We start from the raw sequence: 26,961 nt of genomic DNA, 5'->3' as shown, positions 1-26,961 counted from the left end.
ATGAGTGCTGAGACCATCGAGGGCACCGGCCTTTCGCCAGCTGGCTATGGGATTGCCGAGTTGTTGTACCTACTCGGATGTTATGACACAGCGAGCACGAGGAAATCCGCCGACGCACTGATGCTGCAGTGGCCCTCGAGCAGCGACGACTTGCGTGTTGCGGGAACGTCATCGCTGCTCGCGCGGCAACAGCTCAAAGTCGAGGGCGACGAACTGGTTCCTACAGGACTGGCACTGGCCATAGCCTATGCCCTGGGGAATGCCACGCGCTGGACCAGCGCCTCATTCCTTTCGGATGACGCACCCCAGGCGGCGGTCTTCATTCACGCTCCGGACTTAGCGGCATTCCTCCAGCCACGGGGGCTGGGCGGCTGGTTTGCCCAGGTCCAGATGGCCAGCCACGGTGTCGCGGGGACTTTGGCACAGCTTGCCGCCGAGCACTGCTCCCAAGCCACGAATGCAAAGGTGGTTCTTTCATCGACCGTTGATGGCTCCTCGGCCCGGAACGTCATTCTCCGCGCATCCGGGGACCGTTGGGAAGCCGCAGTCAGCCGTGGTGATGAACGCGCCGTGCCACTGGGCGGGACATTGAGCCTGGCGGAAGTTGAAAGTCTCTTGAACGAACAACTCCTCGGATAGGAACATCGTTGTGAAACCTGACCGTAAAGTCTTCCGTCGACCCGACGGTACGCCATATGATCCAAACCGCTTCAATGTGCGCCAATACGAGGAGCAATACGGTCCGGGCGGAGTCCCGGAAGGGTACTCCATGGCTGCCATAACGCCTGTGCAGAGCCCCGGCTTGATCACGGGAGTCGGCATCTTCCTGATAGCCATGGCCGGGATGATGGTCTATGGGGCGTTCGCGGCTGCTGGTGAGCCCGGCTTGTCCGTCTATGCGGCTATCGTCGCGGCGCTGACCTTAGCCGGTGCCGTCTGGGCCTTCATCATCGCGGGTCGGCGCCGGCGCTGGTTGCGGGAACAATCCAAAGCCCCTGCGGACCCCGCTCTGTGACCGGGAACGTGAACGGCAGACCTGACACAGCCGATGGCCTTGCGGCCTGGCGAGTGCCGCCGTCGTACGTTGCGGCTGAACGTGGCCAGGGCGTGACGTAACCGACTGCGCCCTGCCGGTTCCGAAGTCTAAACTGTACGAATGACTACAGCAGCTACCCCGTCCGTTGGACTTGTCGGTTGGCGTGGCATGGTCGGTTCCGTCCTGATGCAGCGCATGCAGGATGAGGGCGACTTCGCCAACATCAACCCGGTGTTTTTCTCCACCTCAAACGCAGGAGGTGCCGCCCCGTCGTTTGCTGATGGGGCCGGCAAGCTCGAGGACGCGTTTGACGTCGAGACCCTGGCGAAGCTGCCCATTATTGTCACCGCCCAGGGCGGGGACTACACCAAGCGCGTGCACACCGAGCTGCGCGGCCGCGGCTGGGACGGACTCTGGATTGACGCCGCTTCCACCCTGCGGATGAACGACGACTCCATCATCGTGCTGGACCCGATCAACCGCGACGTCATCGACAAGGGCCTGGTCAACGGCACCAGGGACTTCATCGGCGGCAACTGCACTGTGTCGTGCATGCTGATGGGCCTCGGCGGGCTGTTCAAGAACGGCCTCGTCGAATGGGGCACGTCCATGACCTACCAGGCTGCCTCCGGCGGCGGCGCCCGGCACATGCGCGAACTGCTGAGCCAGTTCGGCACGCTCAACGCCGAGGTCAGCTCGGAACTGGACGACCCGGCGTCGGCCATCCTGGAAATCGACCGCAAGGTCCTGGCCCACCAGCGCACCGACATCGACGCCACACAGTTCGGCGTGCCGCTGGCCGGCTCCCTGATCCCTTGGATCGATGCCGACCTCGGCAACGGACAGTCGAAGGAAGAGTGGAAGGCCGGGGTTGAGACCAACAAGATCCTGGGCACCTCGGAAGAGAACCGCGTGATCATGGACGGCCTCTGCATCCGGATCGGTGCCATGCGATCCCACTCCCAAGCGCTCACCCTCAAGCTCCGCGAGGACCTCTCCGTGCCCGAGATCGAGAAGATCGTGGCCGAGGACAACGAGTGGGCCAAGGTCATCCCGAACACCAAGGAAGCCTCCATGGCCAGCCTGACCCCTGTGGCTGCATCCGGAACACTGGACATCCCCGTGGGCCGCATCCGCAAGATGGAAATGGGTCCGCAGTACATCAGCGCCTTCACGGTCGGTGACCAGCTGCTCTGGGGTGCCGCCGAGCCGCTGCGCCGCATGCTCAACATCGCCACCGGGAACCTGTAGCCCGCCCGCTTCCTTCCAGGACACGCAATCGGTCCGGGGACGCCTGAATTCAGGTGTCCCCGGGCCGATTCCGTGTCCTCTGCGCGCTTCAGTGCTCCAGGAAGCTGACGTAGCTTTCGGCGGCCCTCGTGAAGGCGGCCTGCGCGCCGGCGCCGAGCGGCCGGGTTTCGTCAAAGAGTTCAGGTACGACGGCGGCGCTCCTGCTGGTCCCGGCCCGAGCCCACGTGCCGATCACCTCTCCCCCGGCCACGATGGTCTTCTTAAACACGCCGTTGCCGCCCGGGACGATCTTATTCGCGTGCTCCGGCGCCAAGACCAGGCTCCGGTCCTGGTAACCCAGGAGAAACTCGTCAAAGCCGGGCAGCAGGAGGACGGACCGCTGTCCAGGCACGCCGTCGTCAAGCAGCGACGCAGTTTCCGGTGACATCCAGTAGCTGGTATCGCCGAATTCCACCTCGACCAGCTTCGCGCGAACCTGCTCAAACGCGGGCCGCACGTCAGTCAGGGGGATCTGCGTCCACCATGCGAAGTCACGGACGGTGGCTGGACCGTGGCTGCGGAAATAGCGCAGCGCAAACTCGGCGATTCCCTCCTGCCGCTCCAGCTCCCGAGACTTCGGGATCCACTCATCGAAAGCCACCAGCAGCTGCTGGTTTCCGGCCAGCGGACCCTGCACAAGCCAGCCGTGGCGGCACAGCGTCCCCAGGATGTGGATCCCCCGCTGGCCAGTGGTGGGCTGCCCGGCCGCCTCAAACACTGCGAAGAGTTCAGTCCTGCTCAGGGAACCGCCTCCCGCGACGCGCTCCAGGGCAACGTCGCGGCATTTCTCGATGTCGGCCCAGGTGATGTCAAGCTCCCGGTGCCTGCCGGCGATGCTGCGCGTGAGCCGATCGGCGGTGAGGCCCAGCATCCAGCGCAGATCCTCAGGTGCCACCAGGTGAAGCGTTCCCCGCATGGGCCAGGAACGAACCACAGAGCCCTCGTCCAGGGCTGCCCGGACGTCCGCCAGTCCGGAGCCCGGTACACGGCAGCCGACAGCCCACAGCGCCGCCTGAAAGTCCTGGGCCTGGGAGGCCGTCATCCAGCGGACAGCCTCCGGGACCGAGCCCAGGCCGGGCCCCAGCAGTCCTTGGGACGCCAGCCGGAGCCGGCCCAGGAGCTTGCGGCTTACACGTTTCGATGCCGTTCCTGCCATGACCTCATCCTAGGTTGTTGACGAACTCCCCAACATGGTTGAAAACCTGGGCCTGGGCCGCCAGGGCGGGCAGCAAGGGTCCTCGGCCCTACGGCGTGGCCGCTAGGGTAGAACCATGACTTTGGGGAGTTTGTGGCTGTTGTTCGCGCGCGAAACAAAAGGATGGATGGTGGGAGGGACCGTTTCGGTCCTCGCCGGTGTGGCGGTGGGACTGCCTGCAGTCACCGGGTTCCTGGCAAACGGGGAATCAGAACTTTCGCTGCTGCTGTCCTCCTTGGCGTTCAGCCTCGGTGGCGGCTACGCCGTCCTGTTTCCCGGTATTCGCGTGGGCCACAGTACCCTCCGCATTCTCCGCGACTGGAAGCAGCACCCCCTCAGCGGAAAGATCCTCTGGATCCTGTCCCACGCCGTTGCGGTCACCGGCCTCGTAACCTGCATCCTCGCCGGCGGTGGAAATCCGTCGCTCCCGGGGCTCCTGATCTGGCTGTTTATGGGCCCCTACCTCGCCCTGACCGGCTGGGCCACAGCCGTGCTCGGCATGGCGGCGAACGTCCGGCGCGCTGACAGTGAGGCTGGCCAGCGCGACGCCGCTGCGCGGGCGGCCGGGGCTAAAGCGACAGACCGATAAGCAGCGGTTCGGGGTGCAGCTCAATGCCAAAGCGTTCGACGACGCCGGCCCGCACCTCGCGTGCGACGGCCACCATGTCCGCGGCGCTGGCGGAGCCGCGGTTGGTGATGGCCAGCGTGTGCTTGGTGGACAGCGAGGCCCGTCCGCCGGACACACTGCCTTCCTCCAGCCCGTAGCCTTTTCCAAAGCCCGCGTGGTCGATGAGCCAGGCCGCCGACAATTTCACCAGGCCGTCGGACCCGGCCGGGTACCGCGGCGCGGAATCGGGCAGCCGTGCGGCCATGTCCGCCGGGACGATCGGGTTGGTAAAGAACGAGCCTGTGGAATAGGTATCGCGGTCTGCGGGGTCCAGCACCATACCCTTGGAGGCGCGCAGCCGGAGCACCTCCCGGCGGACTTCGTTGGCATAGGCACGTTTGCCGGGCTCCACGCCCAGGGAACGGGCAAGCTCGGCGTACCGGATGGGGGCGCTCATCCGGCCCAGCGGCAGCTGGAACTCGACCGTCAGCACCACGTAGCGGGGCGACCCGTCCACGGTGGTCTGCTTGAAGATTGAATCGCGGTACCCGAACTTCAGCTCCGAGTTGGTGAACGTCTGCACAGCGTTCCGGGTCCGGTCCCAGGTCCGCACGGCGGCGATGGTCTGTGAAACGTCCGAGCCATAGGCCCCCACGTTCTGGACAGGCGTGGCACCGGTGGCACCGGGAATCCCGGCGAGGGCTTCGATCCCGGACCAGGCGTGCAGCACAGCGTGTTCCACGAGGGCGTCCCAGTTGTGGCCGGCCTGCACCACCACAGCGACGCCGCCGCAGGAGTCTTCGGCGTTCACGGTGAAACCCTCCGAAGCGATCCTGACCACGGTTCCGGGGAACCCGTCGTCGGAAATCAGGAGGTTGGAGCCGCCCCCGATGATGAGGACCTGCTCCCCGGCGGCGTCTGCCGTCCGGACGGCGTCGATGATCTCGGCCTCGGTCCGGGCCTGAACAAATTTGCCGGCGGGACCTCCGACGGCGGCCGTGGTCAGGGCGGAGAGCATTGTCTGGGTCACCCATCAACCCTAACGCAGGCGATGCCTACGGAACTTTGCCGGCCACCGGGGAGAGCAGGAAGCTCACCAACCAGCATGACCATCACGGCCAGCAGCGAGTGCAGGATGCCCACGTGCTCGGCGAGCAGGCCCAGCAGCGGCGGCCCGCACAGGAACGCGCCGTAGCCGATGGTGGAAACGACCGAGACCCGGGCGGCTGCCTTGGCGGGGTCGTCAGCGGCGGCGGACATGCCCACCGGGAAGCCCAGCGATGCGCCGAGCCCCCAGATGGCCAGGGCGACAAAGGCAATCCATGGGACCGGGGCGAACACAAACAGCCCGAGTCCAAATACGGCCAGCGCCGCGCACCAGCGCATCACCGGGACGCGGCCAAAGCGGTCCAGGACCAGGGTGCCGGCGAACCGCCCAACGGTCATGAAAGTAACGAAGAGACCATAGCCTGCGGCGCCGGCGGCGTCCGTCTGGCCGTGGCCGTCCGCGAGGGCCAGGGCAACCCAGTCGCCCGCGGCGCCCTCGGCAAGTGCCAGTCCCAGGACCATCACGCCCAGGAGAAGGGTGCGCCGGTCCCGCCAGGCCTGGGCGATCCTGCGCTTGTTGTCCAACGGGGCTTCGGCGGACTCGGCCTGCGTCCCACCGGGCGTGATGATCGGGATCGGCCCCGTGGACGGATCCTCGAAGTTATCGGGTACATATGCCCGCTGCCCCGCCACGGGGGTAACGTCCGCGCGGAACCATCCCGCCGCCGTCGTCACCGAAACAGCCACCACGACGCCGGCCGCCGCCAGGTGCCAGAACACCGGGAGCGAGGCGGCAGCAGCCCAGGCTCCGAGTCCGGCACCGGCCACGGTGCCCAGGCTGAAGGCACCGTGGAGCCGGGGCATGATGTGCCGGCCCACGGCACGTTCCACCGCGGCCCCTTCAACGTTGGAGGCGGTGTTCCAGCTGGCGGTGCCCAGGCCGATGATGGCCAGGCCCACAGCCACAGCGACAGGGGTGGCAAGCACCGACGTCCCGAATCCTGCGATCACCAGGCCAAAGCCCACCATGATGCTTCCGGTCCGGATGGTCCGCTTGGAACCGAGCCGGAGCACAATCAGGCCGGACGCGGAGACCGAAACGAAGGATCCCAACGTCATGCAGAGCAGGAGCAGGCCAATGTTGCCTGGGGTCAGGTCGAGTCCGTCCCGGATTGCCGGAAGCCGCGACACCCAGGACGCGAAGGCCAGGCCGCTGGCCGCGTAGGCCACCACGACGGCGTTGCGCCAGGCGGTGACCTCGGCGGCTGTAGTCGTGGTGGTCAGAGGCTCCTTGGGGTTCAGGAGAGCCTGACCACGGCCTGGGCCTTCATCAGTACCTTCTGGCCGGCCGAGACCACGGTGAGGTCAATGCGGGCGGTGCCGGCATCGGCGTCGAGCTTTCCAATGGCGCCACTGACCTCGATGGTGGCCCCGGGCTCAGCGGTGCCAGTGGTATCCGCGACCAGGACCGGCTTGGTGAAGCGGGTCTGGAAGTCGACGACGGCGGCGGGGTCCCCTGCCCAGTCGGTCACCAACTGGACCGCGGCACCCATCGTGAACATGCCGTGCGCGATGACGCCGGGGAGTTCCACACCGGTGGCGAACGCTTCGTTCCAGTGGATGGGGTTGAAGTCGCCGGACGCGCCGGCGTACTTGACCAGGTCCGTGCGGGTGACCTCGACCGTGCGGCTGCCGATTTCCTGGCCAGCCGTAAGTTCGTTGAAGGTGGGGCTCATGGTTATTGTCCCTCTCCGCGGACGAGGATGGATGAGGTGGTGGTGGCAACGCTTTCACGCGATTCGTCTGCGGCGAGGGCGAAGATTTCCTGGCGGGTGGTGATCATGGCACCGCCACCCATGGCACGGACGCCGTCAACGTGCAGTTCCGCCACCAGACGGTCGCCGGCGAAGATGGGGCGATGGTGGGTGAAGCGCTGGTCGGCGTGGACCACTCGGGAAAAATCAATCCCTGACTCCGGATCCTCGATCAGCTGCGCGTCGGCCCGCTGCGCGATGATGATCGCGAACGTCGGCGGGGCCACCAGGTCGGCGTGGCCCAGGGCCTTGGCTGCGTCGACGTCGAAGTGGGCTGGGTGCGTGGCTTTGACGGCGCGGGCGAACTCGCGGATTTTCTCGCGGCCGACGTCGTATACCTCTGCGGCAGGGTAGCTGCGGCCCTGCAGGTCCGGATTGATGGTCATGGGTTCAAGCCTATCGTTGCCCGGCAGCCGGCGGGGTCTTGCGACGCGCTGATATGATGGATTCATCATTTCATCAAGTCGCTGCGATTCCTCGTTCCTTGGATTGCCGGCTACTCCACACAAGGAGCCTCCCCATGTTGACTCCCGCCCAGGCTCCGCTTTATGAGATCAAAGCCAACCTGTTCAAAGCACTGGCCCACCCGGCCCGGATCCGGATCCTGGAGCTGCTGGCCGCCGCTCCGGAGAACACAGCCGCAGTGAGCTACCTCCTTGCCGAGACCGGTCTGGAGGCCTCCCATCTCTCCCAGCATCTGGCCACGCTGCGCAAGCACAAGGTGGTGACGTCGGCGCGGTCCGCCAACGCCGTGACGTACCGCCTTGCGCACCCGGGAATTTCGAAGCTGCTTGCTGTCGCCCGCACGTTCCTGCTCGACAGCCTCGCTGACTCCAACGAACAACTCCGGCTGGCACAGCAGCTGCCGGATGGCCACCTGTCCGGGGGAAGCGCCCTGTGAGCCACCACCTACGCCTTGGTTCCCGGGGCTTCAGCCGGTTCCTGCCGTCCCGGGCCGACTACACCGGCATCCGGCAGTTCTGGCGGGCGGACCTGCTGGCGGGCATTACCGTGGGCATCGTGGCTTTGCCGCTGGCGCTGGCGTTCGGCGTCAGCTCCGGGGTTGGCGCCGAGGCCGGGCTCATCACGGCGATCGTGGCCGGACTGGTGGCTGCCGTCATGGGCGGATCCCCGGTCCAGGTGTCAGGGCCCACCGGCGCCATGGTCGTGGTCCTCGCCCCGGTGGTGGCCGTCCATGGCACCGGCAGCGTGGCCCTGCTGTCCCTTATGGCGGGACTGTTGGTCTGCATACTGGGAATCAGCGGCCTGGGGCGGGCAGTGGCGTTCATCCCATGGCCCGTAGTGGAAGGCTTCACGCTGGGCATTGCCGCCATCATCTTCCTCCAGCAGGTTCCGCTGGCCACCGGTACATCCGGCATCCCTGGCCACAACACCCTGCTGGCCGCGATCGAGGCGGCGTCCGGGGCAGTGGCGCCCACTGTCCTGCTGACACTCGCGCTCGTGGCGGGTGTCGCCGTCGTGATGGTCCTGGTGCAGAAGCTGTTCCGGGCCCTTCCGGCGAGCCTGCTCGCGGTGCTCCTGGCGACCACGGCGGCCGAACTCCTGCAGTTGGACATCCCGCGGATCGGTCCCTTGCCGCACTCCCTGCCCTCACCCGCGTTCCCTGGCTTTGATCCGGCCTCGCTGGGCAGCCTGGCCATGCCGGCGGTGGCAATCGCGGTCCTGGCCTCGATCGAATCCCTGCTCTCCGCCCGCGTGGCCGCGGGTATGACGGGGCCGGACGGCGCACCAAGCGGTGCCTATAGCCCGGACCGGGAGCTTACGGGCCAGGGCCTGTCTTCCATCGCCGCGGGACTGTTCGGCGGCATGCCGGCTACCGGAGCCATCGCACGAACTGCCGTCAATGTGAGGGCAGGAGCCAAAACCCGGATGGCCGCTGCGGTCCACGCCGTGGTGCTGTTGGGCATTGTCTACCTGGCGTCCGGGATGGTCAGCCGCATCCCGCTGGCAGCCCTGGGCGGGGTCCTGATGGTGACCGCGGCGCGGATGGTGTCCCGGCGAACCGTTGCCGCAATCCTGCGCTCTACGCGACCGGACGCGGCGGTCTTTGTGCTCACGGCTACCGTCACTGTGGCTTTCGACCTGATCGTTGCGATCCAGATAGGCCTGGCCGCGGCTGCGCTCTTCACACTGCGGAAGTTCGCATCGCTGAGCACTGTGCAGCGCGAGGAGATTTCAGGGCCACCAACCGACGGTGATGAGCATATTGCCATCTTCCGGTTGGATGGCGCCATGTTCTTCGGCGCCGCTGAACGCATCCTCCAGGAGATCAGCCAGGTGAAGGACACCCAGGTGGCCATCGTCAGGCTCTCCCAGCTGCGGATGCTCGACGCCACCGGCGCCCACGCCCTAGTCGAAGTCATTTCTGCTTTGGAACTGCGCGGCGTCACGGTTTTGCTCAAGGGGGTCCGACCTGACCATCTGGCCCTGGTGACCAATGTTGGAGTGATCCGTTCGCTCCGGCACCACAAGCACCTGTTCGAAGACCTCCCGTCGGCAGTGGCGCATGCCCGCGACCACGTGCGCAGGAACGCGGCCTACCGCTTGTAGTTCTTCCGGATCGCCTGGCCGCGGACCACGATCCCGGCGACATGCAACAGGAGGCCGAGCCCGATCAGCGGCAGGGAGGCGGTGGCCAGGCCCTGGTTTCCGGACGTGTTGCCGATCAGGTTCAGGACGATTCCGACGCCGATCAGCCCCATAGCGGTGAAGACCATGACCTTGTAGGCGGTGGGCGCGGTGTTCCAGAATTCGTTCAGCACCGTCCAAGTCTACCGAGCACGCTTAGAACAACGATTCCTGCACGGCAGGCACGTCCGAGGCGAAGTCTCCCAGGACGATGGTCCGGGCGGCCAGCCGGCCAAGGTTCACCACGAAGGCAGCGTCCGTTCCGTCCAGCCGGGCCAGGGCGTTCGTACCGCTGAGCGCCGCGATACCGAAGCCGTGCCGGCCGTCGTCGAGCGCGTGCGGGTAGGCGTGCCGGGCGGTGGATGCGCAGAGGCCGGCTGCCTGTGCCGGCCGCACCCATTGTTCCTCCACAATGCTGAAACCCTCGACGGCGACGCCGGCCAGCAGAGTGCGGACCGCGGCCGCGTGGCGGGCGTTGATGGCATCCACGCGGGGCACTGGCAGGGGCTGCACGAGGGCCTCCTCCTTGGCCGCGGAACGGACCTGCTGGGTGAGTCCGGCTTCCGCCGACACCAGGTCCTCGAGAATCCTTACTACCCGACCGTCCTGCGCCCTGGCCACGTACCTGGCTGCCACGGCGCCCTGTTCGGCAAGCCGGTTCCATTTCCTCAGATGGGACGCCGTGCCCACTTTGCTGGCACCGCTGGCGAAGGTGGCAACGTACAGCCAGTGCTGCTGCATGAGGTAAGTCCGCAGTCCCGCCGGGACGCGGCCGCCACGGTGGAAGTCATGGATGAGCCGGGAGTCGTCCAGCACGAAGCACCGCTCGCATTGCTTGCCCCTGGCCGCAGGAGCGTTGGCCGGGCACGGCACGTGGTCGCGCCGGGACACCGAGTGGACCTTGTAGTGCCCCAGGCAGAACCTGGCGCCGGCGGCCACGTGGAAGCCCAGCCTGGAACCCGGGTGGAGGCTGACTTCCCTGAAGGCACCGTATGGCGGCTGGAGGCGCAGAACCGGCCTGCCGCCGTCGTGCTCCTGCTGGGAAGCCGGTTCCCCGTCCCAAAAGACCCCGTGCACCAGATAGCGGGTATCGGTCACGGGGCCTCCTGTCACGGACTGCTGTGGCTAGAGCGCCGGCTGCACGCCGAAGGCTACCGCAAGCTTCATGATCTTCTCGGCGCGGCCCAGGCGGGGCAGGTCCGAGCCGTCCCGGATGACGCGGCCGTTGGCCTCGAAGTCGGACATAAAGTCAGTGGCCCAGGCGACGTCAGACGGCGTGGGGCTGATGACCTCGTTAATGATGGCTGTCTGGTCGATGGCGAGGCAGAGCTTGCCCGTCATGCCCATCATGACGGTGATGGCGGTCTGCTCGCGCAGGATGGGGTGGTTGGTGCCCACCGTGGGTCCGTCAATGGGGCCGGGCAGGTTGCCGACGCGGCTGGCGACCACCAGCTTGGCGCGGGGGTAGGCCATCGCTTCCTGGGTAGCTGCCATGCCGGTGTCGCGGCGGAAGTCACCGGAACCGAAGGCGAGCCGGAAAGCACCCTGTGCCTTGGCGATGTTGTTGGCTTCCTCGATACCCAGGGCGGACTCCACCAGCGGAATGACCGGCGTCTTGCCGTCCATCCGGTGGAAGCTTTCGGTGACCTGGTCCGCGGATTCGGTCTTTGCGAGCATCACGCCGAGGAGCCCCGGGGTGCCGCGCAGGCCTGCGAGGTCGTCGGCCCAGAAAGGGCTGGTGGCATCGTTGATTCGAACCCATGCCTTACCGCCGCCGGAGAGCCAGTCCACCACGTGGCCACGGGCGCGGTCCTTCTGCGACGGGTCCACGGCATCTTCGATGTCGAGGATGATGGAGTCGGCACGCGAGATGGCCGATTGGTCAAAGAGTTCCGTTTTCATGGCATTAACGAGAAGCCACGAACGGGCGATCTCTGCGGGGATATGCCGTTCAGGCCGTACGGTCTCGGTGGCGGTGGTAGACGTCATGTATCTACCGTATCCGCCCGGCAACCGGCTCGCCGCAGAAAACGGCCGGCATGTGAGGATCAATACGAACTAAACCGGATATGACTGGCGCCCGGAGCAACTAGGTAGCACTTGATGTCGTTTTGGGGGCTCAAAACGACATCTGCTGCTACATAGTTGGGCTAGGGGAGGCTGCTGCCCCGCGCCGTGACCCACAGCCCGTACCACTCGGCGCGGGTCATGGCTTCGGCAACCCGGGCAGCGTCCGCGCAGGCGGCGATCCTTGACGGATTCACGGTGCCTATCACAGGCGCGATCCCGGCTGGGTGCTTCATGAGCCAGCCCAACAGGACCGCCTCCCCCGTGGTGTTGTGCTCCCGTGCCAGTTCCCCCACGAGTTCCGCGGTGGCTGCCTCGGCCGTTGTGGGGTCCTCCGGGCCCGCCCCGGTGTACAGCCCGCGGGCCAGCGCACCATAGGCCTGCAGGGTGATGCCTCTTCTGGTGCAGTACTCCAACGTCCCGTGCGGGAAGCTGTAGTCCAGATGCTCCGCGTGGTTCACCAGGACGGTACTCTCCAACCAGGCGCGCTTCAGCAGGCTCATCTCCAGCTGGTTAGCCACCACGGGGACTTCCAGCCGGTCTTCCAACGCCTGGATCTGCGCGCCGGACATGTTGGACACGCCAAGCGCACGCACCTTGCCTTCGGCCAGCAACTGCCCGACGGCGGCAGCCACCTCCGCAACGTCCGTCAGCGGATCGGGGCGGTGCAGCAGGAGCACGTCCACAAAGTCCGTCCGTAGCCTCTTCAGGCTGGCGCCTACCCTCTCCAGGATGGATTCCCTGCTGAGGTCATAATGCCCGGGCAGCCCACGTTCGCTGAGCCGGATCCCGCACTTGGTCTGCAGCCGGATCCGGTCACGCAAGCCGGGTGTAGCCGCGAGGACGTCACCGAACACGGCTTCGGACTTCCCGCGGCGGTAGATATCGGCGTGGTCGAACAGTGTGATCCCGGCAGCAAGGGCTGCGTCGACGGCGGCAGCGGCCTCGTCCACATGACCAGACCCATGGGGTTCGTCGGACCAGCTGCCGCCGAGGCCCATGCATCCATAGATGAGTTCCTGCGCGGACGATGGAACGGTGTGTTCAGTCATTGCTTCACTCTTTCACGGTGCGCGGCAAACGCACAGGTGGCGGGGCCCGGCCGGGCCCCGCCACCTGTGATTGCTATGGGGTTATGTCAGCGCAGCCAGGCGGTGCTGTTGGCGCCCAGCTTGCCGTTCTCCAGCGGCGAGCTGCTGACCAGGACAGTTCCTGCAGGGAGTTCGACGGCGGTGTCCCCGAAGTTGGTGACGGACTGCCAGCCGCCGGGCCGACGGAAGTGCAGGACCTCGGGGTTGCCGGTCTCCACCCACTCCAATTCCTCCGCAGCCTGGAGTTCGCGGCGGAGCTTCAGGGCCGTGCGGTACAGCTCCAGGGTGGAGTTCTCGGTGCCGTCCTGCGCCTCCACCGCGTACTTGCTGAACCAGTCCGGCTGCGGCAGGTGTGATCCACCGTCGCCAAAGCCGAATGAGGTTCCTTCAACCTTCCAGGGAAGCGGCACGCGGCAGCCGTCACGGCCTACCTCAACACCCTTGTTCCGGAAGAAAGAGGGATCCTGGCGTTCGGCGTCGGGAATTTCCGCCACTTCCTGCAGGCCAAGTTCCTCGCCCTGGTAGAGGTAGGCGGATCCGGGGACCGCCAGCATCAGCAGGGTGGCGGCGCGGGCGCGGCGCTCACCGAGCTCCACGTCAAGTTCTTCCTTGGGGCCGCCGGCCAGCAGCCAGTCCTTGCCGTCCTGGCCCTTGGCGTGCTTCTTGCCCGCGGACGCCTTCGGCAGGCCGTAGCGCGTGGCGTGCCGTACGACGTCGTGGTTGGAGAAAACCCAGGTGGACGACGCGCCGGTGGCGGCGGCTTCAGCCAGGTTGTGCGTAATGATTTCGCGGAAGTCCTCGGCGTTGAAGTCGGCCTGGAGCAGGTCGAAGTTGAAGGCCTGGCCCAGGCCTTCCGGGCTGGCGTAGCGGGCGCGGCGCGTGGCGTGCACCCAGGCTTCAGCCACGGCGGTGCGCGGCGGGTTGTATTCGTTGAACACCTCGCGCCACTCGACGTAGATGTCGTGTACGTCGTCGCGGTCCCAGAAGGGGTGCGAGCCGTCGTCGAACCCGTCCGTGCCTGTGTTTGCCGCGCTCAGTTCCAGCTTGGAGAGCAGCGGTTCAGTGAGGTCCTTGGTAAGGGCGTGCGCCACATCCACGCGGAAGCCGTCCACGCCGCGGTCAGACCAGAATCGCAGGGTCTTGAGGAAGTCGTCGCGGACCTCGCGGCTGGACCAGTTCAGGTCCGGCTGCTCCTTGGCGAAGATGTGCATGTACCACTGGCCGGGGCTTCCGTCCGGTTCGGTGATGCGTTCCCAGGCCGGTCCGCCGAACACGGAGTCCCAGTCCGACGGCGGGAACTCGCCGTTGGGGCCCTTGCCGTCGCGGAAGATGTAGCGGTCGCGGGCAGCGGAACCCTTCGGCGAGGCGAGCGCCTCCTTGAACCATTCGTGCCGGTTCGAGGAGTGGTTCGGGACGATGTCGGCGATCAGCTTGATGCCCGCGGCGTGCAGCGCCTTGGCCATCTCGTCGAAGTCCGCCAGGGTGCCCAGCTTGGGGTCCACGTCGCGGTAGTCGTCCACGTCGTAGCCGCCGTCCGCCAGGGCCGACGGGTAGAACGGGCTGAGCCACACGGCGTCGATCCCCAGTTGCTTGAGGTACGGGACCTTGGCCGTGATGCCCTTGATGTCACCCAGGCCGTCGCCGTTGGAATCGGCGAAGCTGCGCGGGTAGATCTGGTAGACCGCGGCCTGGCGCCACCAGTTGGGATCGGCCAGGCGGTCGGAATCGGACAGGGTTGCCAGAGTGGCAGTGGTGGACAAAGGATGATCCTTTTCTCTTGTGTTGTTGGTTCTTGCTGGCTTATTGGTCTGGCTATTTCACGGCCCCGCGCATTACTCCGGACAGTACCCACCGTTGGGCCAGGATGTAAACCACCAGGGTGGGTGCCATGGCCATCAGGTACGACGCGAAGGCGAGGCTGTAGTTGGTGTTGAATTCGCCTTGGAAGAGCATCTGGACCACGGGCAGCGTCTGCAGCGCAGGATCGGCGATCATCATCTGCGGCAGCAGGAAGTCGTTCCACGAACCCAGGAAGGCGAAGATGCCCACGGTGGCGTTCATGGGTGCCAGCAACGGGAAGATGATCTTGCGGAACACCTGCCAGGTGGTGGCCCCGTCCATCCGCGCCGATTCTTCCAGCTCCACGGGAATGGAGCGGACGAAGGCGATGTACAGCAGCGCGTTGAACGAGATTCCGCCCAGCACGTGCAGGAAAACGACGCCGGCCGGGTTGTCCAGGCCAAGGAGGGCCGTCTGCTTGATCAGGGGCAGGATGATGACCGGGAACGGGATGAACATGGCCGAGAGCAGGTACACAAAGGAGCCGCGGAAGAACCTGTGGTTCCAGTTCCGTGCGATCGCATAGGCCACCAGCGAGCTGCAGGCCAGCGAGCCGAGCACGCTGAGGACGGTGACGAAGGCCGTGGACATAAAGGCCCGCGGGAAGTTGGTGGCCACGTACGCGGCGGCGAAGTTTTCCCAGTTCATCGGGTTGGGCCAGGCAAGGCCGGTACCCGTGCCGATCTGCTCCGGGGACTTCAGAGCCATGGCCACCGTGAAGTACAGCGGCAGCAGGACCGTCAGGGAGGCCGCCAGCATGAGGGCAGTGAGCCACCAGTTGACTTTGAAGCCTTCGCGGGCCGACCGGTGGTTCCTGCGGGCCGTTGCCTTCGTTGCGTTGGGTGCGGAGCGGATAAGAGTCGATGAAGTCATTAGAGAGATACCCCCCGGCGCTGGATGAGGCGCAGCTGGATGACGGAGATCAGCAAGGTGATCAGGAAGTAGATGACGGCATTGGCCATCTGGTAGGAGTAGTCGCCGCCCGTGAAGCCGGAGAAGATGCGCATGGCCACTGACTGCGTCGCCATGCCTGGGCCGCCGCCCGTAAGGCCCACGATGATCTCGTACGTGCCCAGGAAACCCTTGAAGCCGAGGATCACATTGATCACCAGGTAACCGAGGATAAGGGGCAGCGTGAGGCTAAGGAACTGGCGGAAGCTGCCAGCCCCGTCCAGGTCAGCGGCTTCATAGACTTCCGAAGGTACGCTCTGGAGGCCGGCGAGGTAGATGATGGTAGCCCCGGGCGCCGCCTGCCACACGGTGACCAGCACGATGGCCACCCAGGCGAGGTTTTCGTTGGCGAGGATGCTTGTGGCCAGCGGCGTGACGCCGAAACGCTCCGCCAGGACCGGAAGGGTGTTCGAGAACAGGTAGTTGAACACAAAGGACACGATCAGGGCGGAGAGCACCATGGGGATGAAGAACACGGTGCGGATGCCGGTGCGCCACTTGATCTTGGCGTTCAGGCCAAGGGCGATGGCCAGTGCCACGACGTTCACCACCACCGTGGTGGTCAGGGCAAAGACGAACGTGAAGATGTACGACTGCAGGACAGCGGGGTCCTTGAAGATGTTGACGTAGTTGGCCAGCCCGATGAACTTCCAGTCTCCGTAGCCGGCGTAATTGGTCAGGCTGAAGAACACGCCCACCAGTGCCGGGAGGGTGATGAAGAAGGCGAACAGTGCCAGGACCGGCACCACCATCCAGTAGTAGGTGGGGTCGGTCCGGCGTTTGGTCCGGACGGTTGGCGCTTCGGCTGAGGCTGAGTCGGTGCGCGGGGACGGGGCTGCCTCGGCCGCCAGGGAAGTTGTGGTCACGGTGGCTCCTGGGATCGGGGTGGGCATCAGACCGCTGTCCGTTCGGCGACACGGCGCCATTCGTCGTCGAGCGCGGAGAGGAACTGGTCGCCGTTCTTGTTGTAGACAAACGACTGAATGTAGTTGTTTACCGGCACTGAGGGCGGGAAGTACGTGACGGCGCCCTGGAAATAGCGGGCTTCCCTGATGGAGTCGTTGAGTCCGCTGATCTGCGGATTCGTCACCGCCGGGGCGTCCTTGAGCGGGGAGAAGGCGGCGTTCTTCTCGTTGTAGGTGTTCACTACGTCCGGCTCCAGCAGGTAGGCGACGAACCGCTGCGCCGCTGCCATGTTCGGGGTGTTCCGCGTAATGGACAGCGCCATATCCACGTTGACCCGTGCCTTGTTCTCCTCCGGGTTGTTGGTGACGGGCAGCGGAAAGGTGCCCAGCCGGATCGCAGGATTGGCGGCCACCAGCTGGGACAGGGCCCACGGACCCTGCAGGTACATGGCTGCTTGTCCCTTGGCGAACGCAGCATTGCCGTCGGCGTAGTTCTTGCTGGCGGCGCCGCCCTGGGAGTAGGACGCCAGCTGCAGCATTTTAGGCATAGCAGGGCCGAAGTTGTTGGTGAATGATTCCGGGGCGGCCGTGCTGATATTGGCGCCAGTGGCATTGAGTTTCGTGAAGAATTCGGCAACGTTCAGTGAGCCGCCGGCTACGTAGTCGAACATGCCCTGCGCAAGGGTCCAGGGGTCCTTGAAGGTCCCGTAAATCGGGGCGACGCCGGCAGCTTTGAAAGTCTCGCAGGCGGCCACGAATTCGTCCCAGGTGGTAGGGACGGCGACGCCGTGGGCCTCGAAGATGTCCCGGTTGTAGATAACTCCGGCGGCAGCAACGGAGAACGGCAGGGCGCTGGTCTCGTTGCCTTTGTACCGGCCCCAGGAGCTGATGAGTTCCTGCATCTCCGGGTTGATGGTGGAGGCTGCGGGGAGGTCGGCGAGGTCGGCGAAGATGCCCTTCTTGACGAAGTCAGCGGTGGCCTTCGCGAAACCGCGGGTCACGACGTCGGGCGGATCGTTCCGCACCAGGCCGGGGACGAAGTTGCCTTCGTTGAAGTCCTGGATCACACGGATGTCCGGGTTCAGCGCTTCGAAGTCCTTGATCACCTGGTTGAAGTAGTCCACCACTTCGGGCTTGTTCTGCATAAAGCGCAGGGTTGTGACGCCGTTGTGCTGGCTGGCGCTGGCGGCGCAGCCGGTCAGGGGAAAGATGGCGGCAGCCCCGGCAAGGCCGACGGCACGGAGAAGGGAACGCCTGCTCAGCAGTGATGCGGGCACGGTGGTGTTCACAGGGCGGCGGCTGACGCGGCGTTGCGGCGGGGCCGGGGCGAGGGCGGGCAGTGCTTCGGGATGCAGTTCACAGTTGCTCCTTTGCAAAAGGCGAAAGTGGAGGGCTGGGAGAGATGCCAGTGGTCGGCGGCCGTCCGGTCCGACTGGTTCCAGCTATTTATTTGGAATCTAAATTTAGTTCCTCAAGTATTATGTGGTGGAAAGCACAGAGAGGTCAACACCATGTCGGAAATCTCCGCGGCAACGCCCCAACTGCTGCGGCGCGTGAGCGCTGGAGCAGTCCTGGATTACCTGCGCGCCTCAGAAGCCGTAACGGTCACGGACGTCATGGAAGCCACCGGGCTCACGCGCGCCACGGCCATTTCGGTGTGTGAGGACCTCATGGAACGGGGCTGGATCCGGGAGCTGGAGAACCAGCGGGCGTTTGGCGGCTACCAGAAGGGCCGGCCGGCACGGCGGTTCGAACTTAACGAACGCGCCGGCTATGTCCTGGGCATGGACGTGGGCATCCGGAAGGCAACGGTGGTGGTGTCCGACCTCCGCGGGAAGGCGCTTGGCAGGGCCAGCCAGCCGTTCGCGGAAGCGGAAATTTCGGCCGAAGAGCGAATCTCGGTGATCGACCGCGCCGCCATGCTGGCGCTGCACAGCGTTGGCGCCTCCCCCGAATCAGTCCTTGCCGTCTGTGCCGGTATTGCGGCCCCGGTGGACCGCAACGGCGACGTGCTGGTGACACAGCACTTTTGGGGACTGTTCGACGTCGGCCTGAAGGCTGCGCTGCGGGACCGGCGGGGATGGACCGTACTGCTCGAGAACGATGCAAACCTTGCCGCCCTCGGCGACCGCTGGCGGGGCGCCGCGGCCGGCGTCGACGACGTAGTGGTCATCCTCGCCAGTGAGCGCTTCGGCTCCGGGGTGATCGACGGCGGGCGGCTGGTGCATGGCCGCGGCGGAGGCGCCGGCGAGCTCGCCTTCCTGGACATGGTGGAGGGAGTGGGAAACACATTCGGCATCGCCTTCCTGGCCAGGGAATGGGCAACCGACGCCCTCGCCGGGAATGCTGAAACTTCGCTTCGCGAACATGCCGCCGACGGTGCAGAAGCTGCGCACGTTTTCGCTGCCGCCGCCGAAGGCGATGCCGTGGCCCTGAAGATCCTCGAACGACTGGCTGACAGGATGGCCCGGGTGATCGGGGCCGTGGCCACGATCATCAACCCCGAACTGGTGGTCATTGGCGGCGCCGTAGCCAAGTCCGCAGGAGTGCTGCTCGACCCGATCGCCGAACGCCTGAAACAGTACACCGCCACTCCCCCACGCCTGGCGGTCTCCCCGCTGGGCGATTCGATCGTCACCGTGGGCGCTGTACGGTGCGCCCTCGATTACGTGGAGAAGAACACCCTGGACCTGAAGCTTATGGCGCGTGCCTCACCCCACCTGCCACCAGCGTCAGCCACGGCTACAAGCTAGGCCTGCGGCTCCAGCGCGGCAGCAATGGGCAGCGTGCCGTCGCGGAATTCGATGGTCCGCCCCGCGGTTTCAGGCAGGTCCAACACGGCAGCGGCCACACTGGCAGTATTGCTGCGCGAGGTTTCCCTGCCGCCCGACCCTGAGGGGTTGACATCGATCCGCCCCGTCCCCGGCTTGTCCGTTAGCGTGCCGGGGCCAAGGATGGTCCAGGCCAGCCCGGTTCCCCGCAAGTACTCGTCCGCCGCCGCCTTCGCTTCTGCGTAGGCGAAGAAGCTGTTTTCCGCCGGGACGCCGTGGTCCGGACCCGCGCCCAGGTAGGACACCATCACATACCGTCCGACGCCGGCCTCCGCCGCAGCGTCCATGGACCGGATGGCCGCATCCCGGTCCACAGCGTAAGTCCGCTCGGGATTTCCGCCGCCCGCCCCGGCTGACCAGACCACGGCGTCATGGCCGGCGAGGCACTCGGCGATCGCCGCCGTCGTCGAACTTTCAACATCCAGGACCGACGGCGTTGCCCCCGTTGCCGCCACGTCAGGCGCGTGATCGGGGTTGCGGATGATCGAGGTGACGCTGTGCCCCTCTTCCGTAAGCAGAGCGGACAGGCGGAGGGCCACTTTGCCGTGGCCACCAATGATTGCGATGCGGGTCATGCCCCCATTCTGCCCTCTCTTGAGCCGGCAACACCTCAGGACAACGTGCGGTAGCGGAGGTAGACCACGCCGTTTCCGAACCTACGCTCTTCAAGGAGTTCCAGCCGCAGGTTCAGCCCGTCCGGCAGGAACCGCTTGCCGCCGCCCACAACCACTGGGTTGAGGAAGACCTGGCATTCGTCCACCAGTCCGGCGTTGAGCGCGGCAGCGGCCAGCGTGGCTCCTCCGATCCCCAGCCTGCCGTCCGTCCCGGCCTTCAGCTCCCGGACCCCGTCGGGGCTGAACGTGGTCTCGATCCTGGTACGGGCTGTGTCAACCGTTGCCAGCGATGTTGAGTAGACAACCTTGTCTGCCGCCCGCCAGATCCGTGCATAATCCTGGATCACCGGCGGATCCTCGGCGCCGCCCATACCCTCCCAGGCTGACATGACCTCGTACATGCGGCGCCCGAACAGGTAGGTGCCGACTTCACGTTCGAGGTCGTTGATGAAGGCATGGACTTCCTCGTCCGGGGCGCTCCAGTCGAAGTTGCCCTGGCGGTCTGCGACGTAGCCGTCCAAAGATGCAATAGAGGAATAGATGAGCTGGCCCATTGGCCCATTCTGCGCCTGGCGGCATCACTTGGGTAGGCGCTGGCGGGATGCGGCGCCGCCCGCTGCGGTGAGGGGTGAACTCTCGGCGCTAAGCCCCGGCCTAAGCGCCGAGAGCTCACCCCTCACTTGATGAAAAACTGTTGCACCATGGTCCAGAGATTGGTGGTGGTCCAGTAGATCAGGACGCCGATCGGAAAGAAGATGCCACCCACGGCGAAAACAAGCGGCAGGACATAAAGGATCATCTTCTGCTGGCGCACGAGGGGATTGTCCGTGGACTCGTCAGGCATGTTCCTGGCCAGGGCCCTTCTCTGGGCGATGACCTGTGAGGCAGTCATAGCCAGGATCATCACAAGAGTGAGTGCCGTGACCGCCGCCGGGTCGCCGCTGACATGAAGCACTGACGCTGAGAGCGGTGCCCCGAAAATGCTCGACTCGCCGAACTGCAACACCTGCTCAGGGTTCATTGCTCCAATACCTTTGGCCTCCCGGGCCGCGGCTGGGATGCCGGCGAGTACTTGGAAGAGCGCGAAGAAGAAGGGCACCTGGATGAGCATCGGCAGGCAAGCGGAGAAGGGGTTGGTCCCATGTTCCTTGTAGAGGGCCATCTGCTCCTGCGCCATCGCCTGCCGGGACAGTTGATCGGTCTTGCCCCTGTACTTGTCCTGCAGCTTCTTCAGTTCCGGCTGCAGGAGCCGCAGCCGGCGCTGGGCGCTGACCTGCCGCAGGAACACGGGAATCAGAGCGACACGGATAATCAGCACGAGGCCAACGATGGACAAAGTCCACGTCCAACCACTCACCGCAGGCATGCCGAGAGAGGTCAGGGCGTCGTGGAGTCCAACCATGGTGGCGGAGACAAACCAATTGAACGGAACCATGATTGTTTCAAAGAAGTCCACTGATATCCCCCTCGCCAAGTGCTGCAAAGCTACGGCGAAAAGCCGCGGTTGTCACGGCCTCTCACCGCGGCCAGCATGGCGCCCTGCCGGGAGACAGAAAAACCCCCGGAATCTCGGGGATTCCGGGGGCTTAGCCTGTAGCGGTGGGGAGGCTCGATCTCCCGACCTCACGATTATGAGTCGTGCAGTAATCACCTTGCTTGGCGTTGATGTGCAATCACTAAGCAGCCATTTAACAGCCACGTGCTCCAGGGCCCGCGACCAGCAGCCACTCAAGAAGTTACAGGCTGGCGGGATTTAGGATTACCCAGTCAGGATCTTTAATGCCGTTCCTATTGTCCATATGTTATGTCCATATTACGAGTCACCCGCTGCCATAATGCTTTGTTCTACTTCGGCGTGGGCCAGCCAGGAAAATCCGCGCACACCGCCCAGCTGCCACCGTGCACAACTCCTGCGTCCACCGACGAATATGAGCGGGCCCGGAAGCTACCATGACGAGAAAGGAGCCCCAGTCAGCGTTCTGCTGCATGAGGCTCCGTCACGTATTCAAGTTGTCAGTGAATTTCTCGCGTGGCGTTGGTCTGGCCAACGGAAACGATGTTGCCGTCGGACGCTCGTCGTCCGTTGTGGCGAACGGGGGAAGGCAGCTTCCAGCTCTTGTGATGCGTCCACTTCAACGTCTCCCACCAGCAACCGGACCAGTCGTCGCTGGTGAATTGGTACAACGAGACGATTTCGGCGTTGAATGTTGCCGGCGCCGGGCACTCAAGTCCGTGGATGAAGGTCTCAACCTCTTCGCGAAGGTCCTCACGGTTCCTGAGCTCGTGGGAAGCAAGCGAGATATGCGCGTGGAACGTCCCGGCAGAGAACGGATCGACCTTGAGTTCTTCGTACTGAATGGCCAATGGCCTTAGAGCGGCGTTGATTAATATGGCTAGGCCAAGCATCTCCCCACTGGTTTGTCCGTTTTGGCTGTTGTTGACGTCGTAGGTGATGGCGATGTTCCGTCTCGTGATACCTGCGTTCACCACTTCGAATTGTTCCGCGGCCCTAATGGCTGGTTCAACAGCCTCGATGACGCTCTCAGTCGGTGCCAAGATCGGAGTGATGCCAGCTAGGGTCACGTGTGGGGGAAACGCGTTCGCCGACACCATTCCGAATTGCTGCCGGACTGCTGAGGTGATCGTGGTTACTGCCAGACAGGTTTTCGGATCGGGCCGCAGGAACACACCGTAGAACGATGGCAAAGGGTTATGGGGCATCACTTCTGAACCTGCTTGAGGTAGTCGGAGATCGCCTTATTGGCATCCCCTTCAGCCGCCGAGATTGCATCCGACAATGGCTTTTGTCCTGAGAACGCGGCCTGCATCTGCGGAACGACTGCGTTTCGAATCGACGGAAGTGCGCCACTGAGGCAGCCCGCGGTGGCGGTCGTGGCCGGAGTCGCTTTGAACTGCGCGGCGATCGCGGCTGCGTCCGGGTGAGCCTGCAGGAATGCCTTATTCGTTTCCGTCTCCCCCACCTTGATGTTGACTGGGGCGAAGCCGGTTGCCTGGGAGAACTTCTCCTGGCTTGCTGCTGAGGACAGGAATGAAATCAGCTTCCATGAGGCTACCTGCTCTGCATCCGTGTGGCCCTTAGCATTCACCCAAAGGGCTGATCCTCCGATGACTGCACCTGATGAGTCGTTCGGTCCCGACGTGGGGTAGGGAAGAACTTCGTAGTCGAAGGCTGCCGACTTGCGGATGGTCCCGGCGGCGGCCGAGCTGTTGAAAAGCATCGCGGTCTTACCGCTGATGAACGCGTTACTGGCGTCGCCGCCCTTCAGCCCGGTGTCTAGGCCGACGCCTGTGGTGTAGAGGTCACTGACGGTCTTGATGGATTCTTCGGCGGAAGCCGGAATGTCCAACTTCTCGACACTGCTTCCCTTGCGTCCGTTATCCGGCGAGCAGTAAGCCGCACCTGACGCCGCTGTCAGCTGTTCAAACCACCACCCGTCAAAGGGCTGAACGAGTCCGCCGACACCGGGAACCTTGCTCTTGACTTCCTTAGCTGCCGCGGCCACACCGCTCAATGTCTTCAGTGAGGAGGTGTCGGTGATTCCGGCTTTCTTCAGTGCTTCCTTGTTGACGTACAGAAGCGGCATGGAGACGGCAAAAGGAACTGCCAGTTGTTCGCCGTTGCTGCTGTAGTAGTTTGCGCCTGCCGGGCTGATGTCCTTGAGATCAAGATCGTCGGGGTTGGCCTTGGCCAGTGCAGTGGCGCTGATGGTCTGCTGTACGTCGTTGAGGTATCCGGTGCTTGCGTCGTAGGCGAGGATGACGCTGGGTGTGCTGCCTTCGCTCGCGGCCGCCCGGTACTTTGCCAGGGCGTCTGTGTTGGTGCCTTGGTAGCTGGCGTTGACCTTGATCTTGCCGCTGTTGGTTGTGTTAAATTCGTCGATCAGCTTCTGAAGCGTCTGGCCGGGGACGTCGCCAAGACTGTGCCAGAAGGAGATTTCGACTGTCTGTCCGGACGGCAATGCGGAAGGGCCGGGGGCCGAGGCTTGTTCCGCGGCCGAGGTGGTGGAACCGCCGGAGCAGCCGGCCACAGCAAGGACCGCGACAGTCGCGGCCGCTAGGCAGGGTGTGAGTTTCATAGCTGTTTCCTATCGTGTTAGCGAGAAGATCCAAGGCCGCGGAGCAGGAAACGGTTTCCTGCGATGACCAGAATCAGTGTGGGGATGAGGACCAGGACGGTGCCGGCGGCGATGACCGAGGGGGAAGTGCTTTCGCTCGATACGAGTTGGGCGATGCCGACTTGGATGGTGCGGTTGGCTGGTGTGTCAGTAATGAGGAGCGGCCAGAAGTAGCCGTTCCAGGCAGCGAGGGCGCTCCACATTGCCGCTGTGGTGACTTGGGGCCGTGTCATAGGCAGAACTACGCGGGCAAGCGTGCGCAAGTCTCCGCAGCCGTCGAGCTTGGCTGCTTCCCAGACCTCTCTGGGAACTGTAAGGAACGCTTGCCGGAGCAGAAATACGGGGTACCCGGCGGCAAGGAATGGCACGGCAATGCCTAGGATGGTGTCCCTCAAACCCAAGGAAGTCACCAGCTGGTAATTGGGAATGATGAGGCTCTCGCCGGGAACGGCCAAGGTCGCCACGATCAGGACGAAGGCGACGCCCTTGCCTCTCCACGATGGAAAGACGAGCGCATAAGCGGCAAGTGCCGATGTGACCAGCTGCATGCCGGCTTGGAGCACTGTAACCATCACGCTCACGACGTACTGGCTTTCAAAGGGAACGACACGAAGCGCTTGGGCGAAATTATCAAAAGTGAAGTGCCCCGGCCCCGGAATGATCCAGCCCCTGGCGATGTCAGAGGTTGGAAGAACGGAGGACGCGAGGGTGACGTAGACGGGGAAGGCGATCACGATTGCGACGACCGCCAGCCATAGGATCAAGCCCCAGCGGACGTTCTTTGCTGGACGACGGACCCGGACAGCGGTGCTGTTAATGAGGCCGGAACGCAGTTGGGTGGTGCTCATGAGGTGACTCTTCTATTGATGATGGCGTACTGAACGGCGCTAATCGCAGCAACCAGCACCAGAAGCAGTAGCGCGAACGTGGACGCCCGGCCTACATCCGCCACGCCGCCGGCGAAGGCAAGCTCGTAGAGCTGGTAGACAAGGGTTTGCGTCGACCCTGCCGGCCCGCCTCGTGTTAGGACCTGCACCTGGGTAAAAATCTGTAGGCCGCTGATGGTCTGCGTGATGGTCAGGAACAACAGGGTCGGGCTGATGAGCGGCAGGATCACCGACCATGCCAGGCGGAATTCACCTGCACCATCAAGGCGAGCAGCTTCGAGAACCTCGATGGGCATGTTGCGGGTCGCCGCGACCAGGACAAGCACCGTGAATCCAAACTCATACCAGGCTGTTGTAGCGATGATGCTGGCAATGGCCCATGGTCCGGACTGAAGCCAGCCCGGACCCTGGATTCCGAAGCCGGCCAAAATGCTGTTGAGCGTGCCCACGGACGGGGCCAAGAGACCCGCAAAGCATGCAGACGCGGCAGCTGCCGAAAAAGCGAACGGCAGTGAGAAGACAACGGAGAAGAACTTTCCGCCCTTTGGCAGGCGGCTCAGCGGCAGAACCGCGAGAAGCCCACCTCCGATGGCGAGGGCGGCGCTGCCGACGGTAATCAACACGGTGGTAGCGAGGACACGGAACATGTCGGGTTCGGTGAACATCTCCACGTAGTAGTCGAATCCCACGTAGCGCGTCGGGTTTCCGAGCAAGTCGGTTCCGAAGAGGCTCAACTGAATCGTTTTGAAGATCGGGCTGTAGGAGAAGACGAGCAAAAGCACGAGAGCCGGGAGCACCATCAGGGGCGCGACTCCAGATCGAGATAATCGATATTTTGATCCCTTATAGGGAACGTTCCCATTCATGTTTCCATAGTACAGCTCCCAGCTGAAATGGAAAGTAACAGTTAGATAACGTGCCGGTTACTACGAGGCGAAGATCAAACCCTGCGGACAGTCTCCCCTGCCAGCAACGTTCCCTTGAGCGCAACGTGGCGTGGGCTGATTTGGTCCGACGCCTCATCCACCAGCTGGTCGATCGCCAGGCTGCCGATCTCTGCGATTGGCTGTCGGATTGTGGTGAGTCCCAGAAGTGGCGAGGCCGCGACTCCGATCCCGTCGTATCCGGATACAGAGACGCTGTGCAATCGGTCAATGGATTTCAAATGCTCCAGGACGGAGATCGCCCACCCGTCATTGGGAGCCATGATTGCGCTCACCTTCATTCGCAGCAACGTCCGTACCGCGTGCGGCAAACCCAATTTGCTTTCGATGTTCACCACGTGCGCGTTCAAACCGCGGGCCTGTAGGGCGGCAATCATGAGGTTCGACCTCACGTGAAGGGTCGGCGCGACATTGGACGGGATTAGAATGACACCGATCTCCCGGTGTCCCAGCTGCGCCATGTGGGATCCCAGCTGCTCCGTACCGTCCTCCTCGTCACAGAAGACACTTCCCAGTCGGTCGTCGTATTCCGGACGCCCTACCACCACAGTCGGCGACCTCTGGGCGAACGGCAGCAGATCCCCCGCCGGCAGGACGCTGCTGCAAATAAGGAGACCGTCTACTCGGAGGGAAAGAAGGGACTGAAGCGCCTGCTGTTCGGCAGAAAGATTGGCCCCGCCCCGCCCCGCCGTGAAGACCAACCGGATAGATCGCTCGTGCGCGCGGCTCTGCAGGGCGCCTTGGAGAGCTCCGTAAAAAGGGCTGCCCGGATCCCTAACAAGCACCCCGAATGTATTGGTCCGGTCGGCCCTGATCCGTGCCATGGCATTTACTACGTACCCCAGGTCGGACGCAGCTTTGAGCACCCGATCACGACTCTTACTACTCACGCTTCCCTCGCCGGACAAAACCCGCCCGACGACCGATTTTGATAGGCCTGCCCGCTCGGCCACATCAATGATGGTAGGGAGTCGCTTGGGAACTTCAGTCACTGTTGTGCCTCGTCATCGTCGTCATTAATAGGTCAAATCTATTCTAAATTGGGAACGGTCCCTATA

At 64.3% G+C, this 26,961-nt stretch carries 26 protein-coding genes and 2 pseudogenes; 7 read left to right on the top strand and 21 right to left on the bottom strand.

Features of this window, described 5'->3' with window-relative positions; all coding sequences use genetic code 11:
- From V9L18_RS08870 to asd, 3 genes are all read left to right on the top strand, one after another.
- Positions 1–639 carry a hypothetical protein gene (locus V9L18_RS08870; protein ID WP_337346830.1) on the top strand — a complete coding sequence of 213 codons (639 nt, stop codon included), beginning with the start codon at positions 1–3 and terminating at the stop codon, positions 637–639.
- Positions 640–769: 130 nt separating this feature from the next.
- Positions 770–1,015 (top strand): hypothetical protein, encoded by a 246-nt coding sequence (locus tag V9L18_RS08865; RefSeq protein WP_337346829.1) that lies wholly within the window; start codon positions 770–772, stop codon positions 1,013–1,015.
- Between the two features lie 141 nt (positions 1,016–1,156).
- Entirely contained in the window at positions 1,157–2,287 is a 1,131-nt protein-coding gene (gene asd, locus V9L18_RS08860; protein ID WP_337346828.1) for an aspartate-semialdehyde dehydrogenase, read from the top strand.
- Positions 2,288–2,375: 88 nt separating this feature from the next.
- Here asd and V9L18_RS08855 read toward each other — a convergent pair whose 3' ends face one another.
- The gene (locus V9L18_RS08855; RefSeq protein WP_337346827.1) at positions 2,376–3,482 is read right to left on the bottom strand and encodes a winged helix DNA-binding domain-containing protein; all 1,107 of its coding nucleotides are present in this window, start codon (positions 3,480–3,482) and stop codon (positions 2,376–2,378) included.
- Between the two features lie 115 nt (positions 3,483–3,597).
- Between V9L18_RS08855 and V9L18_RS08850 the strand changes: the two genes are divergently transcribed.
- Positions 3,598–4,110 (top strand): hypothetical protein, encoded by a 513-nt coding sequence (locus V9L18_RS08850; protein WP_337346826.1) that lies wholly within the window; start codon positions 3,598–3,600, stop codon positions 4,108–4,110.
- On the opposite strand, the gene V9L18_RS08845 is transcribed toward V9L18_RS08850, so the two are convergent.
- The 4 genes and pseudogenes from V9L18_RS08845 to V9L18_RS08830 form a co-directional block, all read right to left on the bottom strand.
- On the bottom strand, positions 4,091–5,158 hold the full coding sequence (locus tag V9L18_RS08845) for a UDP-N-acetylmuramate dehydrogenase (protein ID WP_337346825.1): 1,068 nt from the start codon (positions 5,156–5,158) through the stop codon (positions 4,091–4,093). The genes V9L18_RS08850 and V9L18_RS08845 overlap by 20 nt on opposite strands.
- A gap of 25 nt (positions 5,159–5,183) precedes the next feature.
- Positions 5,184–6,459: pseudogene (locus V9L18_RS08840) on the bottom strand (MFS transporter).
- A 14-nt stretch (positions 6,460–6,473) separates the two neighbouring features.
- The gene (locus V9L18_RS08835) at positions 6,474–6,911 is read right to left on the bottom strand and encodes a MaoC family dehydratase (protein WP_337346824.1); all 438 of its coding nucleotides are present in this window, start codon (positions 6,909–6,911) and stop codon (positions 6,474–6,476) included.
- A gap of 2 nt (positions 6,912–6,913) precedes the next feature.
- Positions 6,914–7,375, bottom strand: a complete 462-nt coding sequence (locus V9L18_RS08830; RefSeq protein ID WP_337346823.1) for an FAS1-like dehydratase domain-containing protein — start codon at positions 7,373–7,375, stop codon at positions 6,914–6,916.
- Positions 7,376–7,509: 134 nt separating this feature from the next.
- Between V9L18_RS08830 and V9L18_RS08825 the strand changes: the two genes are divergently transcribed.
- Positions 7,510–7,890 carry an ArsR/SmtB family transcription factor gene (locus tag V9L18_RS08825; protein ID WP_337346822.1) on the top strand — a complete coding sequence of 127 codons (381 nt, stop codon included), beginning with the start codon at positions 7,510–7,512 and terminating at the stop codon, positions 7,888–7,890.
- Positions 7,887–9,560 (top strand): SulP family inorganic anion transporter, encoded by a 1,674-nt coding sequence (locus V9L18_RS08820; protein ID WP_337346821.1) that lies wholly within the window; start codon positions 7,887–7,889, stop codon positions 9,558–9,560. Before V9L18_RS08825 ends, V9L18_RS08820 begins: the two co-directional genes overlap by 4 nt.
- Here the strand turns inward: V9L18_RS08820 and V9L18_RS08815 are convergent.
- From V9L18_RS08815 to V9L18_RS08780, 8 genes are all read right to left on the bottom strand, one after another.
- Positions 9,548–9,772 carry a DUF3188 domain-containing protein gene (locus V9L18_RS08815; protein ID WP_337346820.1) on the bottom strand — a complete coding sequence of 75 codons (225 nt, stop codon included), beginning with the start codon at positions 9,770–9,772 and terminating at the stop codon, positions 9,548–9,550. The two genes, V9L18_RS08820 and V9L18_RS08815, sit on opposite strands and share 13 nt — an antisense overlap.
- A 22-nt stretch (positions 9,773–9,794) precedes the next feature.
- The gene (locus tag V9L18_RS08810) at positions 9,795–10,736 is read right to left on the bottom strand and encodes a DUF2797 domain-containing protein (protein ID WP_337346819.1); all 942 of its coding nucleotides are present in this window, start codon (positions 10,734–10,736) and stop codon (positions 9,795–9,797) included.
- A 27-nt stretch (positions 10,737–10,763) separates the two neighbouring features.
- A complete protein-coding gene (locus tag V9L18_RS08805) occupies positions 10,764–11,627 on the bottom strand; it encodes an HpcH/HpaI aldolase/citrate lyase family protein (protein ID WP_337346818.1) in 864 nt (287 codons plus the stop codon).
- Positions 11,628–11,788: 161 nt separating this feature from the next.
- The gene (locus tag V9L18_RS08800; RefSeq protein ID WP_337346817.1) at positions 11,789–12,757 is read right to left on the bottom strand and encodes an aldo/keto reductase; all 969 of its coding nucleotides are present in this window, start codon (positions 12,755–12,757) and stop codon (positions 11,789–11,791) included.
- Between the two features lie 86 nt (positions 12,758–12,843).
- Positions 12,844–14,556, bottom strand: a complete 1,713-nt coding sequence (locus tag V9L18_RS08795; protein ID WP_337346816.1) for a glycoside hydrolase family 13 protein — start codon at positions 14,554–14,556, stop codon at positions 12,844–12,846.
- Between the two features lie 52 nt (positions 14,557–14,608).
- Positions 14,609–15,508: a carbohydrate ABC transporter permease gene (locus tag V9L18_RS08790; protein WP_337346815.1), complete on the bottom strand. Its 900-nt coding sequence runs from the start codon at positions 15,506–15,508 to the stop codon at positions 14,609–14,611.
- Positions 15,508–16,452, bottom strand: a complete 945-nt coding sequence (locus V9L18_RS08785; RefSeq protein ID WP_337346814.1) for a carbohydrate ABC transporter permease — start codon at positions 16,450–16,452, stop codon at positions 15,508–15,510. The genes V9L18_RS08790 and V9L18_RS08785 overlap by 1 nt, the downstream gene beginning before the upstream one ends.
- Positions 16,453–16,478: 26 nt before the next feature.
- Positions 16,479–17,780, bottom strand: coding sequence for an ABC transporter substrate-binding protein (locus tag V9L18_RS08780; protein ID WP_337346813.1), 1,302 nt, complete (start codon positions 17,778–17,780; stop codon positions 16,479–16,481).
- Positions 17,781–18,002: 222 nt separating this feature from the next.
- Between V9L18_RS08780 and V9L18_RS08775 the strand changes: the two genes are divergently transcribed.
- A complete protein-coding gene (locus V9L18_RS08775) occupies positions 18,003–19,244 on the top strand; it encodes an ROK family transcriptional regulator (protein WP_337346812.1) in 1,242 nt (413 codons plus the stop codon).
- Here V9L18_RS08775 and V9L18_RS08770 read toward each other — a convergent pair.
- The 8 genes and pseudogenes from V9L18_RS08770 to V9L18_RS08735 form a co-directional block, all read right to left on the bottom strand.
- Complete coding sequence (locus V9L18_RS08770; protein ID WP_337346811.1) at positions 19,241–19,897, bottom strand: SDR family oxidoreductase; 657 nt, start codon at positions 19,895–19,897, stop codon at positions 19,241–19,243. The two genes, V9L18_RS08775 and V9L18_RS08770, sit on opposite strands and share 4 nt — an antisense overlap.
- A gap of 35 nt (positions 19,898–19,932) precedes the next feature.
- Positions 19,933–20,490 (bottom strand): dihydrofolate reductase family protein, encoded by a 558-nt coding sequence (locus V9L18_RS08765; protein WP_337346810.1) that lies wholly within the window; start codon positions 20,488–20,490, stop codon positions 19,933–19,935.
- Positions 20,491–20,618: 128 nt separating this feature from the next.
- Positions 20,619–21,392 (bottom strand): annotated as a pseudogene (gene yidC, locus V9L18_RS08760) (membrane protein insertase YidC); the annotation flags it as partial.
- 557 nt (positions 21,393–21,949) lie between these two features.
- Positions 21,950–22,660 carry a heme utilization protein gene (locus V9L18_RS08755; RefSeq protein WP_337346809.1) on the bottom strand — a complete coding sequence of 237 codons (711 nt, stop codon included), beginning with the start codon at positions 22,658–22,660 and terminating at the stop codon, positions 21,950–21,952.
- Entirely contained in the window at positions 22,657–24,033 is a 1,377-nt protein-coding gene (locus V9L18_RS08750) for an ABC transporter substrate-binding protein (RefSeq protein WP_337346808.1), read from the bottom strand. The genes V9L18_RS08755 and V9L18_RS08750 overlap by 4 nt, the downstream gene beginning before the upstream one ends.
- Positions 24,034–24,050: 17 nt before the next feature.
- Positions 24,051–24,920, bottom strand: coding sequence for a carbohydrate ABC transporter permease (locus V9L18_RS08745; protein ID WP_337346807.1), 870 nt, complete (start codon positions 24,918–24,920; stop codon positions 24,051–24,053).
- Entirely contained in the window at positions 24,917–25,759 is an 843-nt protein-coding gene (locus V9L18_RS08740; protein WP_337346806.1) for a carbohydrate ABC transporter permease, read from the bottom strand. The genes V9L18_RS08745 and V9L18_RS08740 overlap by 4 nt, the downstream gene beginning before the upstream one ends.
- A gap of 140 nt (positions 25,760–25,899) precedes the next feature.
- Positions 25,900–26,856 carry a LacI family DNA-binding transcriptional regulator gene (locus V9L18_RS08735; RefSeq protein ID WP_337346805.1) on the bottom strand — a complete coding sequence of 319 codons (957 nt, stop codon included), beginning with the start codon at positions 26,854–26,856 and terminating at the stop codon, positions 25,900–25,902.
- Between the last annotated feature and the right edge of the window lie 105 nt (positions 26,857–26,961).

It is taken from the genome of Pseudarthrobacter sp. CCNWLW217, assembly GCF_037203985.1.
GTDB lineage: Bacteria > Actinomycetota > Actinomycetes > Actinomycetales > Micrococcaceae > Arthrobacter.
Note: the sequence above shows the minus strand (reverse complement) of the source record. Positions and strands in the feature narration are given on the sequence as shown.

Excerpts from the sequence above, each read along its gene's own strand:
- V9L18_RS08790 (WP_337346815.1), bottom strand. The coding sequence starts at position 15,508 with ATGACTTCATCGACTCTTATCCGCTCCGCACCCAACGCAACGAAGGCA.
- V9L18_RS08825 (WP_337346822.1), top strand. The coding sequence starts at position 7,510 with ATGTTGACTCCCGCCCAGGCTCCGCTTTATGAGATCAAAGCCAACCTG.
- V9L18_RS08805 (WP_337346818.1), bottom strand. The coding sequence starts at position 11,627 with ATGACGTCTACCACCGCCACCGAGACCGTACGGCCTGAACGGCATATC.
- V9L18_RS08750 (WP_337346808.1), bottom strand. The coding sequence starts at position 24,033 with ATGAAACTCACACCCTGCCTAGCGGCCGCGACTGTCGCGGTCCTTGCT.
- V9L18_RS08765 (WP_337346810.1), bottom strand. The coding sequence starts at position 20,490 with ATGGGCCAGCTCATCTATTCCTCTATTGCATCTTTGGACGGCTACGTC.
- V9L18_RS08745 (WP_337346807.1), bottom strand. The coding sequence starts at position 24,920 with ATGAGCACCACCCAACTGCGTTCCGGCCTCATTAACAGCACCGCTGTC.
- V9L18_RS08870 (WP_337346830.1), top strand. The coding sequence starts at position 1 with ATGAGTGCTGAGACCATCGAGGGCACCGGCCTTTCGCCAGCTGGCTAT.
- V9L18_RS08850 (WP_337346826.1), top strand. The coding sequence starts at position 3,598 with ATGACTTTGGGGAGTTTGTGGCTGTTGTTCGCGCGCGAAACAAAAGGA.
- asd (WP_337346828.1), top strand. The coding sequence starts at position 1,157 with ATGACTACAGCAGCTACCCCGTCCGTTGGACTTGTCGGTTGGCGTGGC.
- V9L18_RS08740 (WP_337346806.1), bottom strand. The coding sequence starts at position 25,759 with ATGGTGCTCCCGGCTCTCGTGCTTTTGCTCGTCTTCTCCTACAGCCCG.
- V9L18_RS08775 (WP_337346812.1), top strand. The coding sequence starts at position 18,003 with ATGTCGGAAATCTCCGCGGCAACGCCCCAACTGCTGCGGCGCGTGAGC.
- V9L18_RS08855 (WP_337346827.1), bottom strand. The coding sequence starts at position 3,482 with ATGGCAGGAACGGCATCGAAACGTGTAAGCCGCAAGCTCCTGGGCCGG.
- V9L18_RS08865 (WP_337346829.1), top strand. The coding sequence starts at position 770 with ATGGCTGCCATAACGCCTGTGCAGAGCCCCGGCTTGATCACGGGAGTC.
- V9L18_RS08800 (WP_337346817.1), bottom strand. The coding sequence starts at position 12,757 with ATGACTGAACACACCGTTCCATCGTCCGCGCAGGAACTCATCTATGGA.
- V9L18_RS08835 (WP_337346824.1), bottom strand. The coding sequence starts at position 6,911 with ATGAGCCCCACCTTCAACGAACTTACGGCTGGCCAGGAAATCGGCAGC.
- V9L18_RS08770 (WP_337346811.1), bottom strand. The coding sequence starts at position 19,897 with ATGACCCGCATCGCAATCATTGGTGGCCACGGCAAAGTGGCCCTCCGC.
- V9L18_RS08830 (WP_337346823.1), bottom strand. The coding sequence starts at position 7,375 with ATGACCATCAATCCGGACCTGCAGGGCCGCAGCTACCCTGCCGCAGAG.